This is a genomic window from Thioalkalivibrio sp., assembly GCF_007692535.1.
In the GTDB taxonomy this organism is placed as follows: Bacteria; Pseudomonadota; Gammaproteobacteria; order Ectothiorhodospirales; family Ectothiorhodospiraceae; genus Thioalkalivibrio.
Map to the genome: position 1 here is coordinate 1 of NZ_REBW01000149.1, position 17,667 is coordinate 17,667.

The window sequence follows — 17,667 nt, forward strand, 5'->3', positions numbered from 1 at the left end:
CCACCGTATGGCCGATGGGGCCGTAGATGCGATCACCGATCAGCGGGTGCAGCGAGGAACGGATGGTCAGGGGCAGACCCTGCCGAAAGGCGAAGTAGGCCAGCGACAGGGCCACGACCGCGTAGATCGCCCAGGCGTGCACGCCCCAATGGAAGAAGGTGATGCGCATCGACTGGCGCGCCGCTTCCACCGTCTCCGGCTCACCGACCGGCGGCGACACGTAATGCATCACCGGTTCCGCGACACCAAAGAACATCAGGCCGATCCCCATGCCGGCCGAAAACAGCATCGCGAACCAGGACGTGTAGGTGTAATCCGGCTCGCTGTGATCCGGTCCCAGCCGGATGCGGCCGAAACCCGACAGCGCAAGCGAGATCACGAACACGATGAAGCCGGCCACCGCCAGCACGTAGAACCAGCCCACCGATTCCACGATCCACCCCTGCACGGCGCTGAACAGCGTTCCCGCAGGTCCGGTGAAGATGGCGGCGAACAGAACCAGGGCCAGCGTCAGTGCGGCCGAGATGATGAAGACCGGCGGACTGATCTGTATGCGGGGGGGGTCGTTGCCTGCCTGTTCCGTTGCAGCCACTGGTGTCCACCTTTTCGGCGCCGTCGGGAAGTCGCCCCATTCAACATGAAGCTGCAGTCAGCGTCAAAGCATGGCATTCCCCGCACACCGCCCTGGCTGCCGGGGCCATTGCGGCGGTTGCGCGGGCTCACCGGGGCCGCGCGGGTGGCGAGGACTGGAATTGGCCGCTTTCTGTCCTATTCTCTTAGGCTGGGCGCAACATATACGGAAATAACGTAGTGATTATGAGAAAGAACAGTTTCATCGGGACCCTCACGCTGGCCGCACTCGCACTCGGCGTCAGCCAGCCGGGCACGGCGGCGTGGGAGGAGAGCGTAGAGGCCGGCGCCTTGGAGAGTGGCGTGCTGCTTCGAGTGCAGCAGCGCACGGGGCCGCGTGAGACGTTCAGCGGAAGGCCCGAATTCCCCCCACCCGGCTACCTCGCGGAATTCGAGGAGCCGTTCGGCCAGCAGCGGCAGCGTGAAACCGGCGATGCCACCCGAAGCCCGCCCGCCGGCAGCCGTGCCACGCCGCCGGCCGGCCGGGCACCGGAACCGCCCGAGTTCGCCCCCAGGACCCTCCGCGGCGAGTTCCCCGGCAGTCGGGAGGGCCAGGGAACCCTGCCCCGTCCGGCACCCGGAGCCACCCGGGATGGCAGAGAGCCACCCGGCGGGAGGCCGACCTGGGCACAACCACCCGCCGCAGATCCGAGGAGCCTGCCGCAATACGGAGAGATGCCCGGGACGGTGCCCGGTGCGCGTCCGGACCGCGATCATTTTCCCGCCACCGAGCCGCGCCGCAGGGCCCCTTCGGCCCCCGCCGCGGGCAGCTTCGAGCACCAATGGCCCAGTGCTCCGTCCTTGGGCAGCAGCTACCAGACCCAACCCGAGTTCCGCCCCGAAACCTGGGACCGCGGCCGCCCCGGCAGTGGCTCCGAGCGTTTCGGGGGTTCGCCGGAGTTTCCCGGGTCCAGCTTTGAATGGCAGCGCTGACGGGTCTCAGGCCCTGCGCCAGATCAGCGTGAAGTTGTCCGCCGGCATCGGGATGACGTCCTCGATCTGCAGGCCGTGCTTCATGCCCTCGCGGCTCAGGTCATCCATGTCGCGCACGCCCATGCCGGGGTCCGAGCGGCGCAGGGCCCGGTCGAACTCGGCGTTGGACACTGCGGTGTGTCGTCCGCTGCGCGCGAAAGGTCCGTACATGGCGAACACGCCCCCAGCGCGCAGCACCCGGCCCACCCCGCACAGCATCGCCAGCACCGCCGGCCAGTGCATGATATGCGCGGTATTGGCGGTGAAGACGTAATCGAAGACCTCCTCGGGCCAGGGGCCCGAGGCATCCAGGACGTGGGTTGGCCGGAGGTTCACCAGCCCGGCCTCCGCACGCCAGGCCTCGATCCCGCCGACATGGGCCTGAACGTCGCTCGGCTGCCAGGTCAGATGCGTCAGGTTCCGTGCGAAATGCACCGCATGCTGACCCGTGCCGCTGCCCACCTCCAGCACAGTGCCGGGGCGGTCGAACCATTGCAGCAGGACCTGCAGGATCGGGTCCTTGTTCTGTTCCGCCGACGGTGCAAACGGTTTCTGCACGCCTCAGCTCCCGGGCAGCCGCGCGCGCAGCCAGTCGATCGTCGCGGAAGTCGCGGGATCGTGCGGATGTCCCTGCGCTGCCGCCATGAAGTCCTCCTGCACCTGCCCGGCAAGCTGCTTGCCCAGTTCGACCCCCCACTGATCGAAGGCGTTGATGCCCCAGATCGTCGCCAGCAGGTAGATCTTGTGCTCGTACAGCGCGACCAGCGCCCCGAGGGTGCGCGGATCGAGGCGCTCGAGCAGGATCAGGGTGCTGGGTCGGTTGCCGGGAAAGCTGCGATGCGGGGCGAGACGCGCGACGTCCTCCTCGGGCATACCGCCGGCGAGCATCTCCGCCGCGGCCTCGGCCTCCGTCTTGCCCAGGGCCAATGCCTCGGCCTGCGCGACCAGGTTCGCCAGCAGGATCGGGTGGTGCTCCGGCAGGCCGTGCTCGGGGCGCGCGACCCCGATGAATTCCGTGGGCGCCCAGCGTGTACCCTGATGCAGGAGCTGGTAGAAGGCGTGCTGCCCATCGGTACCCACCGCACCCCAGACCAGAGCCCCGGTTTCATGCTCCGCCGGCGTACCGTCATGGCGCACCCCCTTGCCGAGGCTCTCCATCTCCGCCTGCTGCAGGTAGGAAGGCAGCAGCTTCAGGCGCTCGTCATAGGGCAGCACGACCCTTGCGCAGGCACCGAGAAGGTTGTGGTTCCATATGTCCACGAGCGCCAGGCGCAGGGCAGCATTATCCGCCGCCGGGGCATCGAGTACGTGACGGTCCATCTCGTGCGCACCGGCGAGGAACGCCCGGAAACCGTCCATGCCGAGGTAGAGCGCGATGGGCAAACCGATCGCCGACCACACCGAATAGCGTCCGCCCACCCAGTCCCAGAACCCGAACATGTTGCGGGTGTCGATGCCGAATTCCTCGACCCGGCCCGCGTGGGTCGACACCGCGACGAAGTGACGCGCCACCGCCTCTGGGTGATCCGTGTGCCGGAGCAGCCAGGAGCGCGCGGAGCGTGCGTTGATCAGGGTCTCCTGGGTTCCAAAGGTCTTGGACGCGATGATGAACAGCGTCGTTTCGGGATCCGTTTCGCGCAGCACCGCGTCCAGCGCCGCTCCGTCGATGTTGGAGACGAAATGCATCCGCAGAGGCCGCCCCTCGGCCGTATCCGCCGCAAACGGGGCCAGGGCCCGGCAGACCATGCGCGGACCGAGGTCGGAGCCACCGATGCCAATGTTCACCACGCTGCGTATCGGCCTTCCGGAGTAGCCGACGTGGGTGCCATCCTGCACCCTGCGCACCAGGGCCCCCATCGAATCGAGCACTGCGTGCACGTCGCCGACCACGTCACGGCCGTCGACCATGCAACTGGCATCGCGCGGCAGGCGCAGCGCCGTATGCAGCGCTGCCCGATCCTCGGTGCTGTTGACGTGGCCGCCTTCGTGCTGGCGCCGCAGCGCGCCGGTCACGTCAGCGCTTCCGGCCAGCGCGTACAGGTCGTCCCATGCCGCGGCATCCAGGCGCTGGCGGGTCCAATCCAGCCGCAGGCCGGCTGCATGCAGCACGTCGCGATCGACACGCCCGGCATCTTCGGCGAGCAGCTCGCGCAGGGTGACCGTCCGCAGGCGGTCCCGGGCCTCTTTCAGCAGCGACCAGGGAAGGGGAAGCGATTCGGTCTGCGGCACGGCGACACCTCGGTGGCTCGGCAGGAAAAGTGGGCACGCCCTAAACTACAATGGCACGCTCGGCCACACAACGCGTCACCGGAGTCGTCATGCGCATCCTGTTCGCGAGCAGTGAAGCCTTCCCGCTGGTGAAGACCGGCGGCCTGGGCGACGTGAGCTCCAGTCTACCCGCCGCATTGAAGCGACGCCGCCAGGATGTGCGCCTGGTTCTTCCGGCCTACCCGCGCGCGGCCAGTCGGCTGGCCGATCCGACACGGCTGCCCGGACCGGCGGATGCACCCTGGAGCCTGATCCAGGGCTACCTGCCCGGCACCTCGGTCATGGTCTACCTGGTCGACTGGCCCAGGTATTTCGAGCGCGACGGAGATCCCTACCGCGCGACCGACGGCAGCGACTGGCCCGACAATCCGCAGCGCTTCGCCGCCTTCGCCAGCGCGGTGGCCTCGATGAGCGTCGACGAGGCACAACTCGACTGGATGCCGGAGGTCCTGCATTTGAACGATTGGCAGACCGGCCTGGTTCCCGTGTACCTGCGCGATCATCCGCGACGGCCGCCGATCGTGTTCACGATCCACAATCTCGCCTACCAGGGCCTGTTCCCCGCTGAGACCCGGCATGCCCTCGGCCTCCCCGAGGACCTCTGGCACATGGAGGCCCTGGAATTTCACAACCAGCTTTCCTTCATGAAGGGCGGCCTGGTCTTCTCGGACCTGATCACCACCGTTTCGCCCACCTATGCCCGCGAGATCCAGACCCCGGAGCAGGGCATGGGGCTGGACGGTGTGCTGCGGGCCCGGGCCTCCAGCCTGCATGGCATTCTGAACGGGGTCGACTACCGCGAATGGAACCCGGAAAAGGATGGCTATCTGGATACGCACTACAGCGCTGACGATCTCTCGGGAAAGGCGCAGAACAAGGCTTCGCTGCAGCGGGAGCTGCGGTTGCCGGAGCGCGAGGACATCATGCTGCTCGGCCATGTGGGACGCATGGTCTCGCAAAAGGGCATCGACCTGCTGCTGGAGGCCTGCGCACCCCTGCTCGCGGCCGGCCGGATGCAGCTGGTGCTGGTCGGAAACGGCGACCGAGGGTTCGAGGATTGGGCGCGCAGCCTCGCATACGACCATCCCGAAGCCTGCAGCACGGTCATCGCCTACAACGAGGGCCTGGCGCATCGGGTAGAGGCCGGTGCCGATGCCTTCCTGATGCCGTCGCGCTTCGAGCCCTGCGGAATGAACCAGATGTACAGCCTGCGCTATGGAACGCCCCCGATCGTGCACGCGACCGGTGGGCTCGCGGACACGGTCATCGACGCCAACCCCGCGACCCTGGGTGATCGCACGGCCACGGGCTTCTGCTTCCTGCCCGCCGACACCGCCGCCCTGACCCGCGCGATCGAGCGCGCCCTGGCGCTGTTCGATGAACCCGGACAGGAACGCTGGCGATCGATGATGCGCAATGGCATGGGTCGCGACTTCGGCTGGAACACGAGTTCCGCGGCCTATCTCGACCTCTACCGCAGCCTGCGGGCTTAACGTGAAAGTTCTGTAGGTCGGGTTAGCGTAGCGTAACCCGACGTGCCGGGTTGCCGGGGACGACGCTGTTTTGCAGCCATGGGTGGGTGCGAGGCCCGTCGGGTTACGCCCTTTGGGCTAACCCGACCTACAGTTTGCGGCTTTTCATCGTCAGGGGTACCGCGCTCCGAGGCCGTGAGGGCCAGGTCCGGCGCTGGGGTATAATGCCCGCCAGCCACGAATACCGGGGCCGGCCTTGATGCCGGCCCCGGTGGTGCAGATCCAGAGCCAAGGGACCCATGACCCTGACCGGAAACAGCGAACGCTTTCTTCCCAAGGACAAGGAGCTGCGCGCTCGCGTCCGTCTCTTCGGCGATCTGCTGGGCAGGGTGATCCGAAGGCTCGAGGGGGACGATGTCTTCCACGCGGTGGAAACCCTGCGCAAGGGCTTCGTGAGCCTGCGCAAGCGTGAGGATCCGCGTCTGCGCCAGCGCATGATGCGCTGCATCGTCCATCAGGAACCGGAGACGACCGAACGCATCATCCGCGCCTTCAGCATCTACTTCAGCCTCGTCAACATCGCCGAGGAAGACCTCTTCTACCGCTGGCGCCGCGCCGAGGTCAGCAGCGGAGATCCACTGTGGATCGGCTCCTTCGACCGCACGCTGCGCGAGCTGCGTGCGGAGGGCGTCACCGCTGCGGAACTGGAGAAGCTCCTGTCGGAGCTGAGCTACACTCCTGTCTTCACCGCCCACCCCACGGAGGCTCGGCGGCGTACGACGATGCAGAACCAGCGGCGCGTCTTCCAGACCGCCGACCGGCTCAACAACCCGCGCATCGGCGCCGCGGAGCGGAAACTGCTGATCGAGGAACTCGAGACTCAGATCCAGATTCTCTGGCGCACCAACGAGGTCCGGGTCAAGCAGCCGCAGGTGCGTGACGAGATCAAGTACGGGCTGTTCTACTTCGAGGAAAGCCTGTTCGAGGCGATCCCCCTCGCCTACCGGTTCCTGGAAAAGGCGGTTCGGCGCACCTACGGCATGAAACCGGACGGCGCCCTGCCGATCCACATTCCGGCCTTCCTGCGTTTCGGGTCCTGGATCGGCGGAGACCGGGACGGCAACCCGAACGTGACCCCGGCGGTCACCGCGGTGGCCTGCCGGCTGGCCATGCAGCAGGTCCTGCGCGAGTACCTGAAACGGGTTTCCAACCTGCGCAATGTGCTGACCCACTCTTCACTGATGTGTCAGCCCTCGGAGGCCTTTCTCGCGAGCCTGGAGGCGGACAACAGCATCTCGCCCGCGGTGTTCCAGGGTTCCAGGGACCGCTACGAGACCGAGCCCTACCGGCGCAAGATCCAGATCATGATCTACCGCCTGCGGGAGACCCTCGCGACCGTGGGCCGGCGCCTCGCCGGCGAGGCCGCGGTCCTCCCGGTCAGCTCCGCCTACAGCAGTGCCGAGGCCCTGCTCGCCGATCTGCGGGTGATCCACGACTCGCTGATCAGCCACGGCGAACGCAACGTTGCCGGCGGTGAGCTCACCGATTTCATCCGCCTGGTCGAGACCTGCGGCTTTCATTTGCACCACCTGGACGTGCGTCAGGAGTCGACGGTGCACAGCGCAACGATTGCGTCGATCCTGGCACAGACCGGGCTGGCGACGGATTACGAGGCGCTGGACGAGGCCGCGCGGCTGGAGTTGCTCGGCGCCCTGATCGACCGGACCGAACTGCCCGCGATCGATCATGAGGCGCTGGATGCGCCCATCCGGGAGACCATGCAGGTCTTCGACGTGATTCGGGAGATGCGCAGCGAGGTGGGGCCGCAGGGGATCGGCACCTACGTGATCTCGATGACCCACGCGGCCTCCCACGTGCTCGAGGTCCTGCTGCTGGGACGCTGGGCCGGTCTCGTTGGCGAGGCCGATGGAAGGCCCTTCTGTCACCTGCGCATTGCCCCGCTGTTCGAGACGATCGAGGATCTGCTGCACGTGGAAGAGGTTCTCAACGGGCTGCTCGGCCACGCCAGCTATGCCCGCATGCTGGCCGCGAACGGCAACATCCAGGAGGTCATGCTCGGCTACTCGGATTCCTGCAAGGACGGCGGCATCCTGGCGTCGAGCTGGAACCTGTACGAGGCGCAGAAGAAAATCGTCGCGATCACCGACGGGTTCGGGGTGCGCTGCCAGCTGTTTCACGGGCGCGGCGGGACGGTTGGCCGGGGCGGCGGCCCCACCCACGAGTCCATCCTCGCCCAGCCGCCAGCCACCGTGCAGGGTCGGATCAAGTTCACCGAACAGGGCGAGGTGCTGTCGTACAAGTACAGCAACGTAGAGACGGCCGTGTACGAACTGGGGATGGGAGCCACCGGGCTGATCCTGGCCAGCCGCAGCCTGATCCGCAAACCGACCAGCGACCGCGACGAATACCGGGCGACCATGAACGAACTTGCGGCCCTCGGCGAGGACAGCTACCGCGACCTGGTCGACCGCACTCCCGGCGTGCTCGACTATTTCTATGAAAGCACCCCGGTGCAGGAGATCGGCTTCCTGAACATCGGTTCACGCCCCTCGCACCGGCGCCGGAGCGACCGATCCAAGGCCTCGATCCGCGCAATACCCTGGGTTTTCGGCTGGGGGCAGTCCCGCCACACCCTGCCCGCCTGGTATGGCATCGGCAGTGCGCTGGAGGCCTGGCGCGGGGATGACCCCGCCAGGCTGGAACTGTTGCAGGGCATGTACCGGGAATGGCCGTTCTTCCGCTCCCTGCTCTCCAACAGCCAGATGGCCCTGACCAAGGCCAATATGCGAATCGCCGCGGAATACGCGCAATTGTGCAGCGACCGGGCGTTGGCGGACATGGTCTATTCCCGGGTACAGGAGGAATATGCCCGCACGGTGAGGGAGGTCCTGCTGGTCACTCAAATCGAGGCCCTGATGGACGAAACCCCGCTGCTGGCGCTGTCGCTGCAACGCCGCGACCCCTATCTGGATCCGCTCAACAGCATCCAGATCCACCTGCTGCGGGAATCGCGCGCGCTACAGGCGAGGCAACAGGATGACGAAGAGGAGAACCCCTGGATGTCGCCGCTGCTGCGTTCGATCAACGCGATCGCCGCTGGCATGCGCAATACGGGGTGAGTCGGGGTGTCGGGTTGCGCGAACGTCGGGTTACGCTACGCTAACCCGACCTACGGGACCGCAACGACGCCCCCGCAGCGTAGGTCGGGTTAGCCCGAAGGGCGTAACCCGACGTCCCGGCCACGGACCTCGACGTCAGGCAGCCTGGACGGGGATCTGATGACCCGTGTGCGTGATCCGATTGCCCGATCCCAGATAGACCAGGTTCGGGGTGAACTCGCGGGCCTCGGCGGCATCGAGCTGTCCATAGGCGCAGATGATCACCCGGTGCCCCACCGCCGCCTTGTGCGCGGCCGCGCCGTTCACGGAGATCACACCCGATCCGGCTTCCGCCTCGATGGCGTAGGTGGTGAAGCGCTCGCCATTGTCCACGTTGTAGATCTGAATCTGCTCGAACGGCAGGATGCCCGCGGCGTCGAGCAAGCGGGTATCGATCGCGCAGGAGCCCTCGTACTCGAGCTCGCAGTGCGTGACCTGGGCTTTGTGCAGCTTGCCCTTCAGTAATGTGACCATCATCGGCAGTATCCCCGGTGACGCTGGCAACCAACGGTTATTGTGCGGTGCATTATGAGGGAATCACCGAGCACCGGCAAACCTACCGTATTGCAGACGCAGGTTATCAATCAAGCGAACGTCGTCCAGCCAAGCGGCGGCGAGCAGGATCAGGTCACGGTCTCCGGCCCGCGGTTGGCCCAGGTCGTCGGCACGCCGGATGCTCAGGTAATCGCATCGAAAGCCCGCCGCGCTCAGCCGTTCCCGTGCACTTGCGACGAGCTCCGGAAAGATCTTCGGCCACTGATCCGGCTCCAGCAGGCAGGCCTCCGCCGTGTCGCGCAGGCAACGGTAAAGCTCCGGCGCCCGTTGACGCGCGGCATCGGAAAGGCGCCCGTTACGTGAACTCAGCGCGAGGCCGTCGCTCTCGCGCACCGTGGGCAGCGCATCGACCAGCACCGGGAAATCCAGGGACTCGACCATGGCCCGGATCACCAGCAGCTGCTGATAGTCCTTCTCGCCGAAGATCGCGACATCGGGCTGCACCAGATGGAACAGCTTTGCCACCACCGTCGCGACACCGTCGAAATGTCCGGGCCGGGACCCGCCCTCGAGCCCCTCGGACAGGCCCGAAACGACGACCCGCGCCAGGATCGCGGCCCCGTCGGGGTACATCTCGCCCACCTCGGGGCAGAACAGCGCATCGACGCCGGCCTCGGCGAGCTTCTTGGTGTCGGCCTCCAGCGTCCGCGGATACCGGGCCAGGTCATCGGGCCGGTCGAACTGCAGCGGGTTGACGAAGATGCTGACCAACACGCGGTCACCGCGCTCACGGGCATGCCGCACCAGCGCGAGATGCCCATCGTGCAGGTTGCCCATGGTGGGGACGAATGCCAGTTTCAGGGAGTCCCGGCGCCGCCACTCGCGGCAGAGCGCCATGACCTGCCGGCGGTCACGGACGATACGCATCGGTTTCAACCAAAGGTGTGGACACCGGACTCGGGGAAAGCGCGACTGCGCACTGCCTCGGCGAAGGCCGCAACCGCTCCCGCAAGGCTGTCCGCATCGGCCATGAAGTCCCGCGCGAAGCGCGGCGGTTTGGGCGTCAGACCGATCACGTCCTGCAGCACCAGGATCTGACCGTCGCAATCCGGACTGGCGCCGATGCCGATCACCGGCACCCCTGCCGAGTGGCTGATGCGCGTGGCGAGCACCTCGGGCACGCTCTCGAGCAGCAGGCACTGGGCGCCCGCGGCCTCCAGCGCGCGCGCCTCGGCCTGCATGCGCTCGGCCGCCGCTGCCTCCCGGCCCTGCACCCGGAACCCGCCCAGGCGGTGCACCGCCTGCGGTGTCAGGCCAAGGTGGGCGCAGACGGGGATGCCGGAACCGGCAAGGCGCCTGACCAGCTCGGTGTGACCGCCATTGCACTCGACCTTGACCATCTGGGCACCGGCTCGCATCAGGGCCCCGCCCTGCTCGAGGGCGGTGAGTACGTCGCGGTCACCGAGGAAGGGCAGGTCTGCCATCAGCATCACGCGCCGCGTACCGCGGAATACGGCCTCAAGGTGGTAGACCATGTGCTCGATGGTCACTGGCAGTGTGGTTTCATGACCCTGCACCACCATGCCGAGTGAGTCGCCAACCAGGATCACGTCGATGTCCGAGGCATCCAGCAGCCGGGCGAAACTCGCGTCATACGCGGTCAGGCAGGTGATCGGCCGGCCCTCCTGCTTGTGTTTCTCGAGCGTACGAATGGTGTTGCGCATCGGGGCCTCCGTAACCGGTCAGAGGTGCACTGGAAGCGGATTGAAATAGTGCCTGCCGCCGTGAACCTGGTCCAGGAACTGGACCAGTTGCAGGAAATCCGCCTCATTTTTGACCCAGTCGATCTCGGTGGCGTTCACAATCACCAGGGAGGCCGCATCGAAGTGATGGAAGAATTCCGTGTAGGCCGCGTTCAGACGCTCCAGGTAGGCGGCGTCGATACGGCGTTCGTAGCTGCGCCCCCGCCCGCGGATGCGTTCCAGCAACACCTCGACGGGCGCCTGCAGATAGACGACCAGGTCCGGGCGCGGCAGCTTCGGCCGCAGCTGCCGGAACAGCTCCCGATAGATCTCCATTTCGTCCGGCGCCAGGTTCAGCTCGGCGAACAGGGGGTCCTTGTCCACCAGGTAATCCGCAACATGCAGCCGCTCGAACAGCTGCAGCTGCGCCAGCGGGGTCAGCTGGCGAATCCGCTGCACCAGGAAGTGCAGCTGCGTGGCCAGCGCGTGCTTGGAGCGGTCCTGGTAGAAACGCTCCAGGAACGGATTCTCGTCGGGTGTCTCGAACAGCCCCTCGGCGTCGAGATGCCGCGCCAGCATCTGCGCAAGGCTGGACTTGCCGACACCGATCGGACCCTCGACGGCAATGAAACGGAAATCGGCCAGGCTCACGCGCGCGCCTCCTCGGCGATGGCAACAAGACCCTTGCTGGCCATGCGCCGGGACAGCGCCGCGACGCTGCCAAGACCCGGGATGACGAGGTCAGGATCCAGTTCCTGTAGTGGGAAAAGGACGAAATCCCGCTCCGCAATGCCGGGATGCGGTACCCGAAGGCCCGGCTGATCGATCACCAGGTCTCCGAACAGCAGGATATCGAGATCCAGCAGGCGCGGTCCCCATCGGGAGCCGTCGCGCCGGCGTCCGCAGGCTGCCTCGATGCCCTGGAGTTCGTCCAGCAGCGCGCGGGGCGCCAGCTGCGTGTCGAGCCGGGCCACGGCGTTCACGTAATCGGGCTGATCCTGCGGGCCCATCGGCGGATTGCGGTAGAGGCTCGAGCGCGCGATCAGGCGACTGCGTGGCACATCACGCGCGAGTCGCGCGCAGGCATGCAATACCTGCGCGACGGGATCGCCGAGATTGGCGCCGATCCCGATATAAACATGGACGGGCGGCCTCATGAGGCCGACTGGGCCTTTCGGCGCCGCCTTCGCGGCCGAGTGCGAGCCGCTGGAGCGCCGCCGGGGGCACGCGCCATCGCCTGCTGCCGGGCCTCGTCCGTCTGCTGGAATTCCGTCCACCACTGGCAGAGGTCAGGGTCGGCATCACCCACACGCGCTCGAAGACAGAGGAAATCGTAGCCTGCACGGAAACGCGGGTGGGTCAACAGCTTCAGGGCACGCCCGCCCTGGTTGCGCGGCAGGCGCTGCTGCAGGTCCCAGATCTCGCGCACCACCAGCGAATAACGCTTCGGGATCGAGACCCGCTGGACCTGCCGTTCCAGCACCACGGACATCGCCTGCTGCCAGGCGGCAACGGGATCCTCGTCGGCAGCCAGCCGCGCCTGCGCCTCGCGCTGTACCGCGGCCCACAGCACCGCCGCGTAGAGAAAAGCCGGGTGGACGCCCAGTTCGTCGCGAATCCTGGCATCGGTGTTCTTCAGCGCCTCGACCAGAAAGGCGCGCCGCTCGAGGCCGAGTTCCGGATCGGCAAAGCAGGCCGCCGCCTGCGGGAACAGCGCCTCGAACAGCCCGAAGCGTTCGAGTTCGTCCAGGCAGGTGACCGCCGCGCCGCTGTGGAAGAGCTTGATCACCTCGTCGAACAGACGGGCCGGCGCCACCGACGTCATCAGGCCGGCGTGACGATGCATCGCGTGATCCAGCTCGGGGGCGATGCGCAATCCGAGCTTGGCGCTGAAGCGCACCGCGCGCAGCATGCGCACCGGATCCTCGCGCAGGCGCTGTTCGGGCTCATCCCCGATCAGGCGCAGGACACCCTCGTGCAGATCCAGCACACCGTTGGTGAAGTCGAGGACCGCGTAATTCGCGATATCGTAATAGAGCGCATTGATGGTGAAATCACGCCGCCATGCGTCCTGCTCGATGGTGCCGTAACAGTTGTCGCGGAGGATGCGCCCCTCCTCGCTCAGTTCGATGTTGCCTTCCTCGTCCTCGGCGCCGAAGGGAGCGCGGAAGGTCGCCACCTCGATGATTTCGCGCCCGAACGTGACGTGGGCAAGCCGGAAGCGCCGCCCGATCAGCCGGCAATTGCGAAACAGCCGGCGTACGTCATCCGGATGGGCATCGGTGGCGACGTCGAAATCCTTGGGTTCCCGCCCCAGCAGCAGATCCCGCACGCCACCGCCGACCAGGCAGCTGCGAAACCCGGCGTCACGCAACCGGTACAGGACCTTCAGCGCATTTTCGCTGATTGCGGCCCGCGAGATCGGGTGCTGATCGCGGGTGTACACCCGCGGCTCTATGGGGGCTGGGACTGGCTGGCTCACCAAGGTTCGTCGTCGGCGTGAAAGGCCCGTATGATAACAGTTTGCCCTCCTGATGCACCGCACCGACTGTCCCGCACGACGCAGCGGAGCGCTGCGGTGGCCGGATACCTGCGGCAGTTGCAGTTCATCCAGCGCAATGACGTCACAGGTGCAGCCGCCCTGCCAGGCGAAATGCATAGCAGGCCTTTTCCCGCGAGTTCCGAAACGCCGCGGGCGCCTCAGGCTGAGGCCCCCTCAGCGGAGGATATGGCGGATGGGAGCCGTCTCTCCGGTGGCGCGGTAGCGCAGGTAGTCGTCGAGAATGCGCCGGTGATCGAAGGCCAGCGGCTGCGCCCGGTCTTCCGGGTCCAGCCAGGTGAGCGCTTTCGCATCGTCCTGTGCCCGCGCCTCCCCCTCACCCCGTGCCACATAGACCACGCTGACGGTGTGGCCGCGCTCGTCACGTTCGGGATCCGAGTAGACGCCGAGCAGGGTCTCCAGTCTGATCTCCAGGCTGGTTTCCTCGAGCGCCTCGCGCAGGGCTGCCTGCTCCACCGTCTCTCCCTCGTCCACGAAACCGCCGGGCAGAGCCCAGCCGGGCGGTGGATTCATCCGTTCGATCACGACGATGCGGCCGGGATTCGCCGCATGGCGGATGATCAGATCGACGGCCAACAGCGGCGTCTTCGGACGTTCTGCGTTCATGTCTCCCCCTCCTTCCGAATGAAACGCCGGATGTGCCGGCGCTCTCGCTTGTCCGGACGCCGGGCGCGACCGCCCTCGCCCCGTTGCTGCCGGCGCCGCTCGGTCTCGGCCTCGCGCCGGGCGACACTCTCCGCGGTCTCCGCGTAAAGCCGTTGGGCCTCGACAGCCGGCCGGCGCTTGTCGTTGATGCCCAGGACCTCGACGTCGAAGACCTCCTCACCCCGCTGCACGGTCAGGCGGTCGCCCGGGTGCACCTTGCGGGCGGGCTTGCAGCGATCGCCGTTTACGTGCACCTTGCCCCCTGCAACCGCCTCGGTGGCGAGCACCCGGGTCTTGAAGAAGCGCGCAGCCCAGAGCCATTTGTCCAAGCGCAACGCGGCATCACTGGAGTCAGCCGCGGTCACATGCCCCGCCCGCTGCGTCCGCCGGGAACCGATTCCACAAGCCGTCTGGAGATCCCATGGCCCTGCCCCATCTTCATCTGGTCAGCTTTCCTCTCTGTCCCTTTGTGCAGCGTAGCGTCATCCTGCTGAAACACAAGAATGTTCCGTTTGAACTGACCCTTCTCAACCCCCAGGAACTGCCGGACTGGTTCCTGGAAAAGTCCCCGACAGGAAGGGTGCCGCTGCTGCTGGTGGACCAGGACACCGCGGTATTCGAGTCTGCGGTGATCAGCGAGTACGTCGACGAGATCACCTCGCCTCCCATGCTACCGGCGGATCCGCTGCAACGCGCCCTGGAACGCGCCTGGATCGCCTTCGTATCCGATCTGGTCATGGCAATGCACCGCTGGATGACGGCATCGACCGAAGAGGCATTCAAGGCGAACCGCGACGAGGCTGCGAAGAGCCTGAAACGGCTGGAGGCGCAATGCAAGGCCGCCCCCTGCTTCACCGGGCCGGATTTCTCCCTGCTCGACGCGGCACTGACGCCGGTGTTGATGCGCCTTGACCTGCTGCGGGATCCGGAAAGCCCCTGGCAACCCGACGACTACCCCGTCCTGGCAAGCTGGTGGCGGCACGTGTCGGATCTGCCGGAGGTAAAGGACTCGACGGTCGAGGACTTTCGCGAACGCCTCGTTCGCTTCCTGAATGCTCAGGATGGCTTCGCGGGGCCTCGTCTGGCCGCAGGTCTGGCTGCGCGCGGCCACTGACCCGGCCAATCGACGACGAAGTCGATCAATGGCAGGTCGGGTGCCTCGTCCTCACGGACCACCCGGCCTGCCACCGAGACCTTTGCCGTCCGGACCGTTTCCGGATCCCCCGAGATCAGCGGGTGCCAGTCCGGCAATGCCTCACCCAGGAAGCGCAGCCGATAGGCACAGGTCGGCGGCAGCCACTCGTATTCCGCCACGGTCCCGATGTTTACCTGCAGGCAGTCGGGCACGCGCCGGGTCCGGTTCGCGTAGTCGGAACAGCGGCCCGTGTCGCAGTCCAGCAGGCGGCAGGCCAGCCAGGTATGGACGATTTCCCCGGTATCCTCGTCCTCGAGCTTGTGCAGGCAGCAACGCCCGCAGCCGTCGCAGAGCGCCTCCCACTCCTGTGCGTCCAGCGTCTCCAAGGGGCGTTCCCAGAACGGCGGCGACATCAGGAGGCTCCCCCGCCAGCGGCTTCCAGCAGGCGCTCGCCGGCCTGTTCCAGGCGTTCCAGCACCGTTTCCCAGCGTTCCATCGTCACGTAGTGCATCAGGACCCGCCCACGACCGATGGGGACCATGATGGCCAAGCCCACGTCCGGGTACAGCCAGTATTCCTGGTCGTCGCCGATGCGCAGGTGCCCGGCGGGATCCCCGAAGCGCTCGCGCAACAGGGTCGAATCCCAGCGGGCACGCGGGATATAGCTCATCTCCACCGCGGGCGTGCGGCCCAGCGCCCGTAGCGCGTCGTCGCTGAGCCCGTAGCGGCGGGCGCCGCTGGGCATCGGCCGTTCCGAGGTCCGTTCCTCCCAGATGAAAGCCATCCCGTCCTCGTCGAGGTCGGGCACCAGCACCAGGTTGGCCTCGAACGGCGGTATCCGGGCATTGGCGTAGAAGGCCTCGACGGTACGGGTGCCGTCCGGCTCGACGAACAGGCGGATGTCCGGCACCGGGAGGCGCCCGGCGAGCTCCATCAAGGTGGTCTGCCCGAGTTCGATGCCGAGCACACGGGTGTGATCCTCGGCGATGATCTCGATCTGCCAGGGAAGGTTCTCGAAACGCTGCACCTGGCTGCGGTCCGGCGTCAGAAAGAAGGCGATGAGCGCGAGGAGCATCAGTACGACGAGAACGATCCAGACTATTCCACGAAAACGCATCCTACCCCCGGCCATCGCCCAATTCGGAGTCGTTGAAAGCAAACCGGCGACACGGTAGCACCCCCGCCGGCAATCCGCCGCATGACCCTGCTCCGGGCGGCCCGGACAGGTGCGTGACGTGGCGTCCGGAGCTGCCGGCGGGAAACCGGAACAGCTGCGGGGCGACACCATTGGCGGCGGGCCCCAGTATACCAACAGGGGCCTGTCGGCCCGGCCATCCAAAGGGCCCGGCCGTGATGCAGGGCGTGCGGCACCCCGATTACCCGGGCGCTGGCAATCCACCCGAAGCGGTGAAGAATTCGCGGCCTCGCGACGGACGCGGCAAACTTCGACTCCCGAAGGGGAAGGCTTCCGCTCTGCCGTGCGTCCTGAGACCATCCCCCGGATTCGACACGGGTCCTGTACCCGACGTTTTCCACCCGGCAACCCGCCGCTACCCGTTCATGGAGTCCCAAGCATGCCGCTGCATCTGCCCACCATGTCCCGCCGCCGCTTTCTCCAGATTGGAGCCGGATCGCTTGCCGCCGCAGGCGTGATCGCCACGGCACCGCACATCACCGCATTCGCCGAAGACCTGAACGACTTTCTGAAGGGACCGCCGGTTCCCGACATCAAGCCGATGCAGCTTTCCGAGAACGTATGGATGATCTACTCGGAGGACGTCTTCCCGACCCCGAGGAACCAGGGAATGATGTGCAACATCACCTTCGTGGTCACCGACGACGGCGTGGTGGTCCTCGACAGCGGCGGCTCGCTGCAGATCGGCGAAATGGCGATCCGCATGATCCGCACCGTCTCCGACAAGCCGGTGGTCGCGATCTTCGTGTCGCATTATCACGGCGATCACTGGCTGGGCAACCATGCCTTCGTGAACGAGTACGGGGACGATCTGCCGATCTACGCGCACCCGCACACCAAGACGGAGATCGAGGGCGTGCAGGGCGACCTCTGGCGTAGCCTGATGGAGCGCTGGACCGAGGGCGCCACCATGGGCACCCGCGTGGTTGCACCGAACCGCACCATGAATCACGGCGACGAGTTCCAGTTCGGCGCCGTGACCCTGCGCATGCATCACTACGGCGTCGCGCACACGCCGAGCGACATCTCCATGGAGGTGGTCGGGGACCGCCTGACCTACGTCGGGGATGTCGCGATGGAACGCCGGATCGCCAACATGGACGACGGTTCCTTCCAGGGCTCTCTCGATTACATCGACGCCCTGAAGGTCGAGGCCGGCTCCGAGATCTGGGTCCCGGGCCACGGCCGCGCGACCGACGACCTGATGCAGTGGAACCGGGAATTGTTCGCCGGAATCTACGAGAACTGCCTGGAGGCCGTCGAGAACATGGAGAGCATGGCCAGCGCCCGGGCGCGGGTGATGGCCGACCCACGAGTCGCCGACAAGGCCGCTGAGACCCGTGGTTTCGATGAGAACATCGGGCGCTATGTCAG

18 protein-coding genes are annotated in these 17,667 nt (G+C 66.6%); 5 read left to right on the top strand and 13 right to left on the bottom strand.

What is annotated here, in order from left to right; genetic code table 11:
• The coding region (locus EA346_RS08310) for a BCCT family transporter (protein WP_296757446.1) at window positions 1–592 on the bottom strand (592 nt) is incomplete at its 3' end.
• Between the two features lie 224 nt (window positions 593–816).
• Here EA346_RS08310 and EA346_RS08315 point away from each other — a divergent pair.
• Complete coding sequence (locus tag EA346_RS08315) at window positions 817–1,563, top strand: hypothetical protein (protein WP_296757448.1); 747 nt, start codon at window positions 817–819, stop codon at window positions 1,561–1,563.
• 6 nt (window positions 1,564–1,569) lie between these two features.
• On the opposite strand, the gene EA346_RS08320 is transcribed toward EA346_RS08315, so the two are convergent.
• Window positions 1,570–2,160, bottom strand: a complete 591-nt coding sequence (locus tag EA346_RS08320; RefSeq protein WP_296757457.1) for a DUF938 domain-containing protein — start codon at window positions 2,158–2,160, stop codon at window positions 1,570–1,572.
• A gap of 3 nt (window positions 2,161–2,163) precedes the next feature.
• Window positions 2,164–3,831 (bottom strand): glucose-6-phosphate isomerase, encoded by a 1,668-nt coding sequence (gene pgi / locus EA346_RS08325; protein WP_296757458.1) that lies wholly within the window; start codon window positions 3,829–3,831, stop codon window positions 2,164–2,166.
• A gap of 89 nt (window positions 3,832–3,920) precedes the next feature.
• Here pgi and glgA point away from each other — a divergent pair, with 89 nt between their 5' ends.
• Both glgA and ppc read left to right on the top strand, forming a co-directional pair.
• Window positions 3,921–5,363 (top strand): glycogen synthase GlgA, encoded by a 1,443-nt coding sequence (glgA, locus tag EA346_RS08330; protein WP_296757460.1) that lies wholly within the window; start codon window positions 3,921–3,923, stop codon window positions 5,361–5,363.
• 278 nt (window positions 5,364–5,641) lie between these two features.
• Complete coding sequence (gene ppc / locus EA346_RS08335) at window positions 5,642–8,482, top strand: phosphoenolpyruvate carboxylase (protein ID WP_296757462.1); 2,841 nt, start codon at window positions 5,642–5,644, stop codon at window positions 8,480–8,482.
• A gap of 135 nt (window positions 8,483–8,617) precedes the next feature.
• Here the strand turns inward: ppc and panD are convergent, their stop codons facing one another.
• The 8 genes from panD to EA346_RS08375 form a co-directional block, all read right to left on the bottom strand.
• Window positions 8,618–8,998 (bottom strand): aspartate 1-decarboxylase, encoded by a 381-nt coding sequence (gene panD, locus EA346_RS08340; protein WP_296757465.1) that lies wholly within the window; start codon window positions 8,996–8,998, stop codon window positions 8,618–8,620.
• Window positions 8,999–9,058: 60 nt separating this feature from the next.
• Window positions 9,059–9,943 carry a pantoate--beta-alanine ligase gene (gene panC / locus EA346_RS08345; protein WP_296757467.1) on the bottom strand — a complete coding sequence of 295 codons (885 nt, stop codon included), beginning with the start codon at window positions 9,941–9,943 and terminating at the stop codon, window positions 9,059–9,061.
• A 5-nt stretch (window positions 9,944–9,948) separates the two neighbouring features.
• On the bottom strand, window positions 9,949–10,740 hold the full coding sequence (panB, locus tag EA346_RS08350; RefSeq protein WP_296757469.1) for a 3-methyl-2-oxobutanoate hydroxymethyltransferase: 792 nt from the start codon (window positions 10,738–10,740) through the stop codon (window positions 9,949–9,951).
• An 18-nt stretch (window positions 10,741–10,758) separates the two neighbouring features.
• Window positions 10,759–11,409 carry a deoxynucleoside kinase gene (locus tag EA346_RS08355; protein WP_296757472.1) on the bottom strand — a complete coding sequence of 217 codons (651 nt, stop codon included), beginning with the start codon at window positions 11,407–11,409 and terminating at the stop codon, window positions 10,759–10,761.
• Entirely contained in the window at window positions 11,406–11,915 is a 510-nt protein-coding gene (gene folK / locus EA346_RS08360; RefSeq protein ID WP_296757475.1) for a 2-amino-4-hydroxy-6-hydroxymethyldihydropteridine diphosphokinase, read from the bottom strand. Before folK ends, EA346_RS08355 begins: the two co-directional genes overlap by 4 nt.
• Complete coding sequence (gene pcnB / locus EA346_RS08365) at window positions 11,912–13,240, bottom strand: polynucleotide adenylyltransferase PcnB (protein ID WP_296757478.1); 1,329 nt, start codon at window positions 13,238–13,240, stop codon at window positions 11,912–11,914. Before pcnB ends, folK begins: the two co-directional genes overlap by 4 nt.
• 234 nt (window positions 13,241–13,474) lie before the next feature.
• Entirely contained in the window at window positions 13,475–13,897 is a 423-nt protein-coding gene (locus EA346_RS08370) for an NUDIX hydrolase (protein WP_296757490.1), read from the bottom strand.
• A 23-nt stretch (window positions 13,898–13,920) separates the two neighbouring features.
• Complete coding sequence (locus EA346_RS08375; RefSeq protein ID WP_296757480.1) at window positions 13,921–14,298, bottom strand: S4 domain-containing protein; 378 nt, start codon at window positions 14,296–14,298, stop codon at window positions 13,921–13,923.
• An 86-nt stretch (window positions 14,299–14,384) separates the two neighbouring features.
• Between EA346_RS08375 and EA346_RS08380 the strand changes: the two genes are divergently transcribed.
• Window positions 14,385–15,077 (top strand): glutathione S-transferase family protein, encoded by a 693-nt coding sequence (locus EA346_RS08380; RefSeq protein ID WP_296757482.1) that lies wholly within the window; start codon window positions 14,385–14,387, stop codon window positions 15,075–15,077.
• On the opposite strand, the gene EA346_RS08385 is transcribed toward EA346_RS08380, so the two are convergent.
• Both EA346_RS08385 and EA346_RS08390 read right to left on the bottom strand, forming a co-directional pair.
• Window positions 15,020–15,511: a YcgN family cysteine cluster protein gene (locus tag EA346_RS08385; protein ID WP_296757485.1), complete on the bottom strand. Its 492-nt coding sequence runs from the start codon at window positions 15,509–15,511 to the stop codon at window positions 15,020–15,022. The genes EA346_RS08380 and EA346_RS08385 overlap by 58 nt on opposite strands.
• Window positions 15,511–16,215 (bottom strand): hypothetical protein, encoded by a 705-nt coding sequence (locus tag EA346_RS08390; RefSeq protein WP_296757487.1) that lies wholly within the window; start codon window positions 16,213–16,215, stop codon window positions 15,511–15,513. The genes EA346_RS08385 and EA346_RS08390 overlap by 1 nt, the downstream gene beginning before the upstream one ends.
• A gap of 457 nt (window positions 16,216–16,672) precedes the next feature.
• Between EA346_RS08390 and EA346_RS08395 the strand changes: the two genes are divergently transcribed.
• On the top strand, window positions 16,673–17,667 hold a 995-nt coding region (locus EA346_RS08395), incomplete at its 3' end, for an MBL fold metallo-hydrolase (RefSeq protein WP_296757489.1).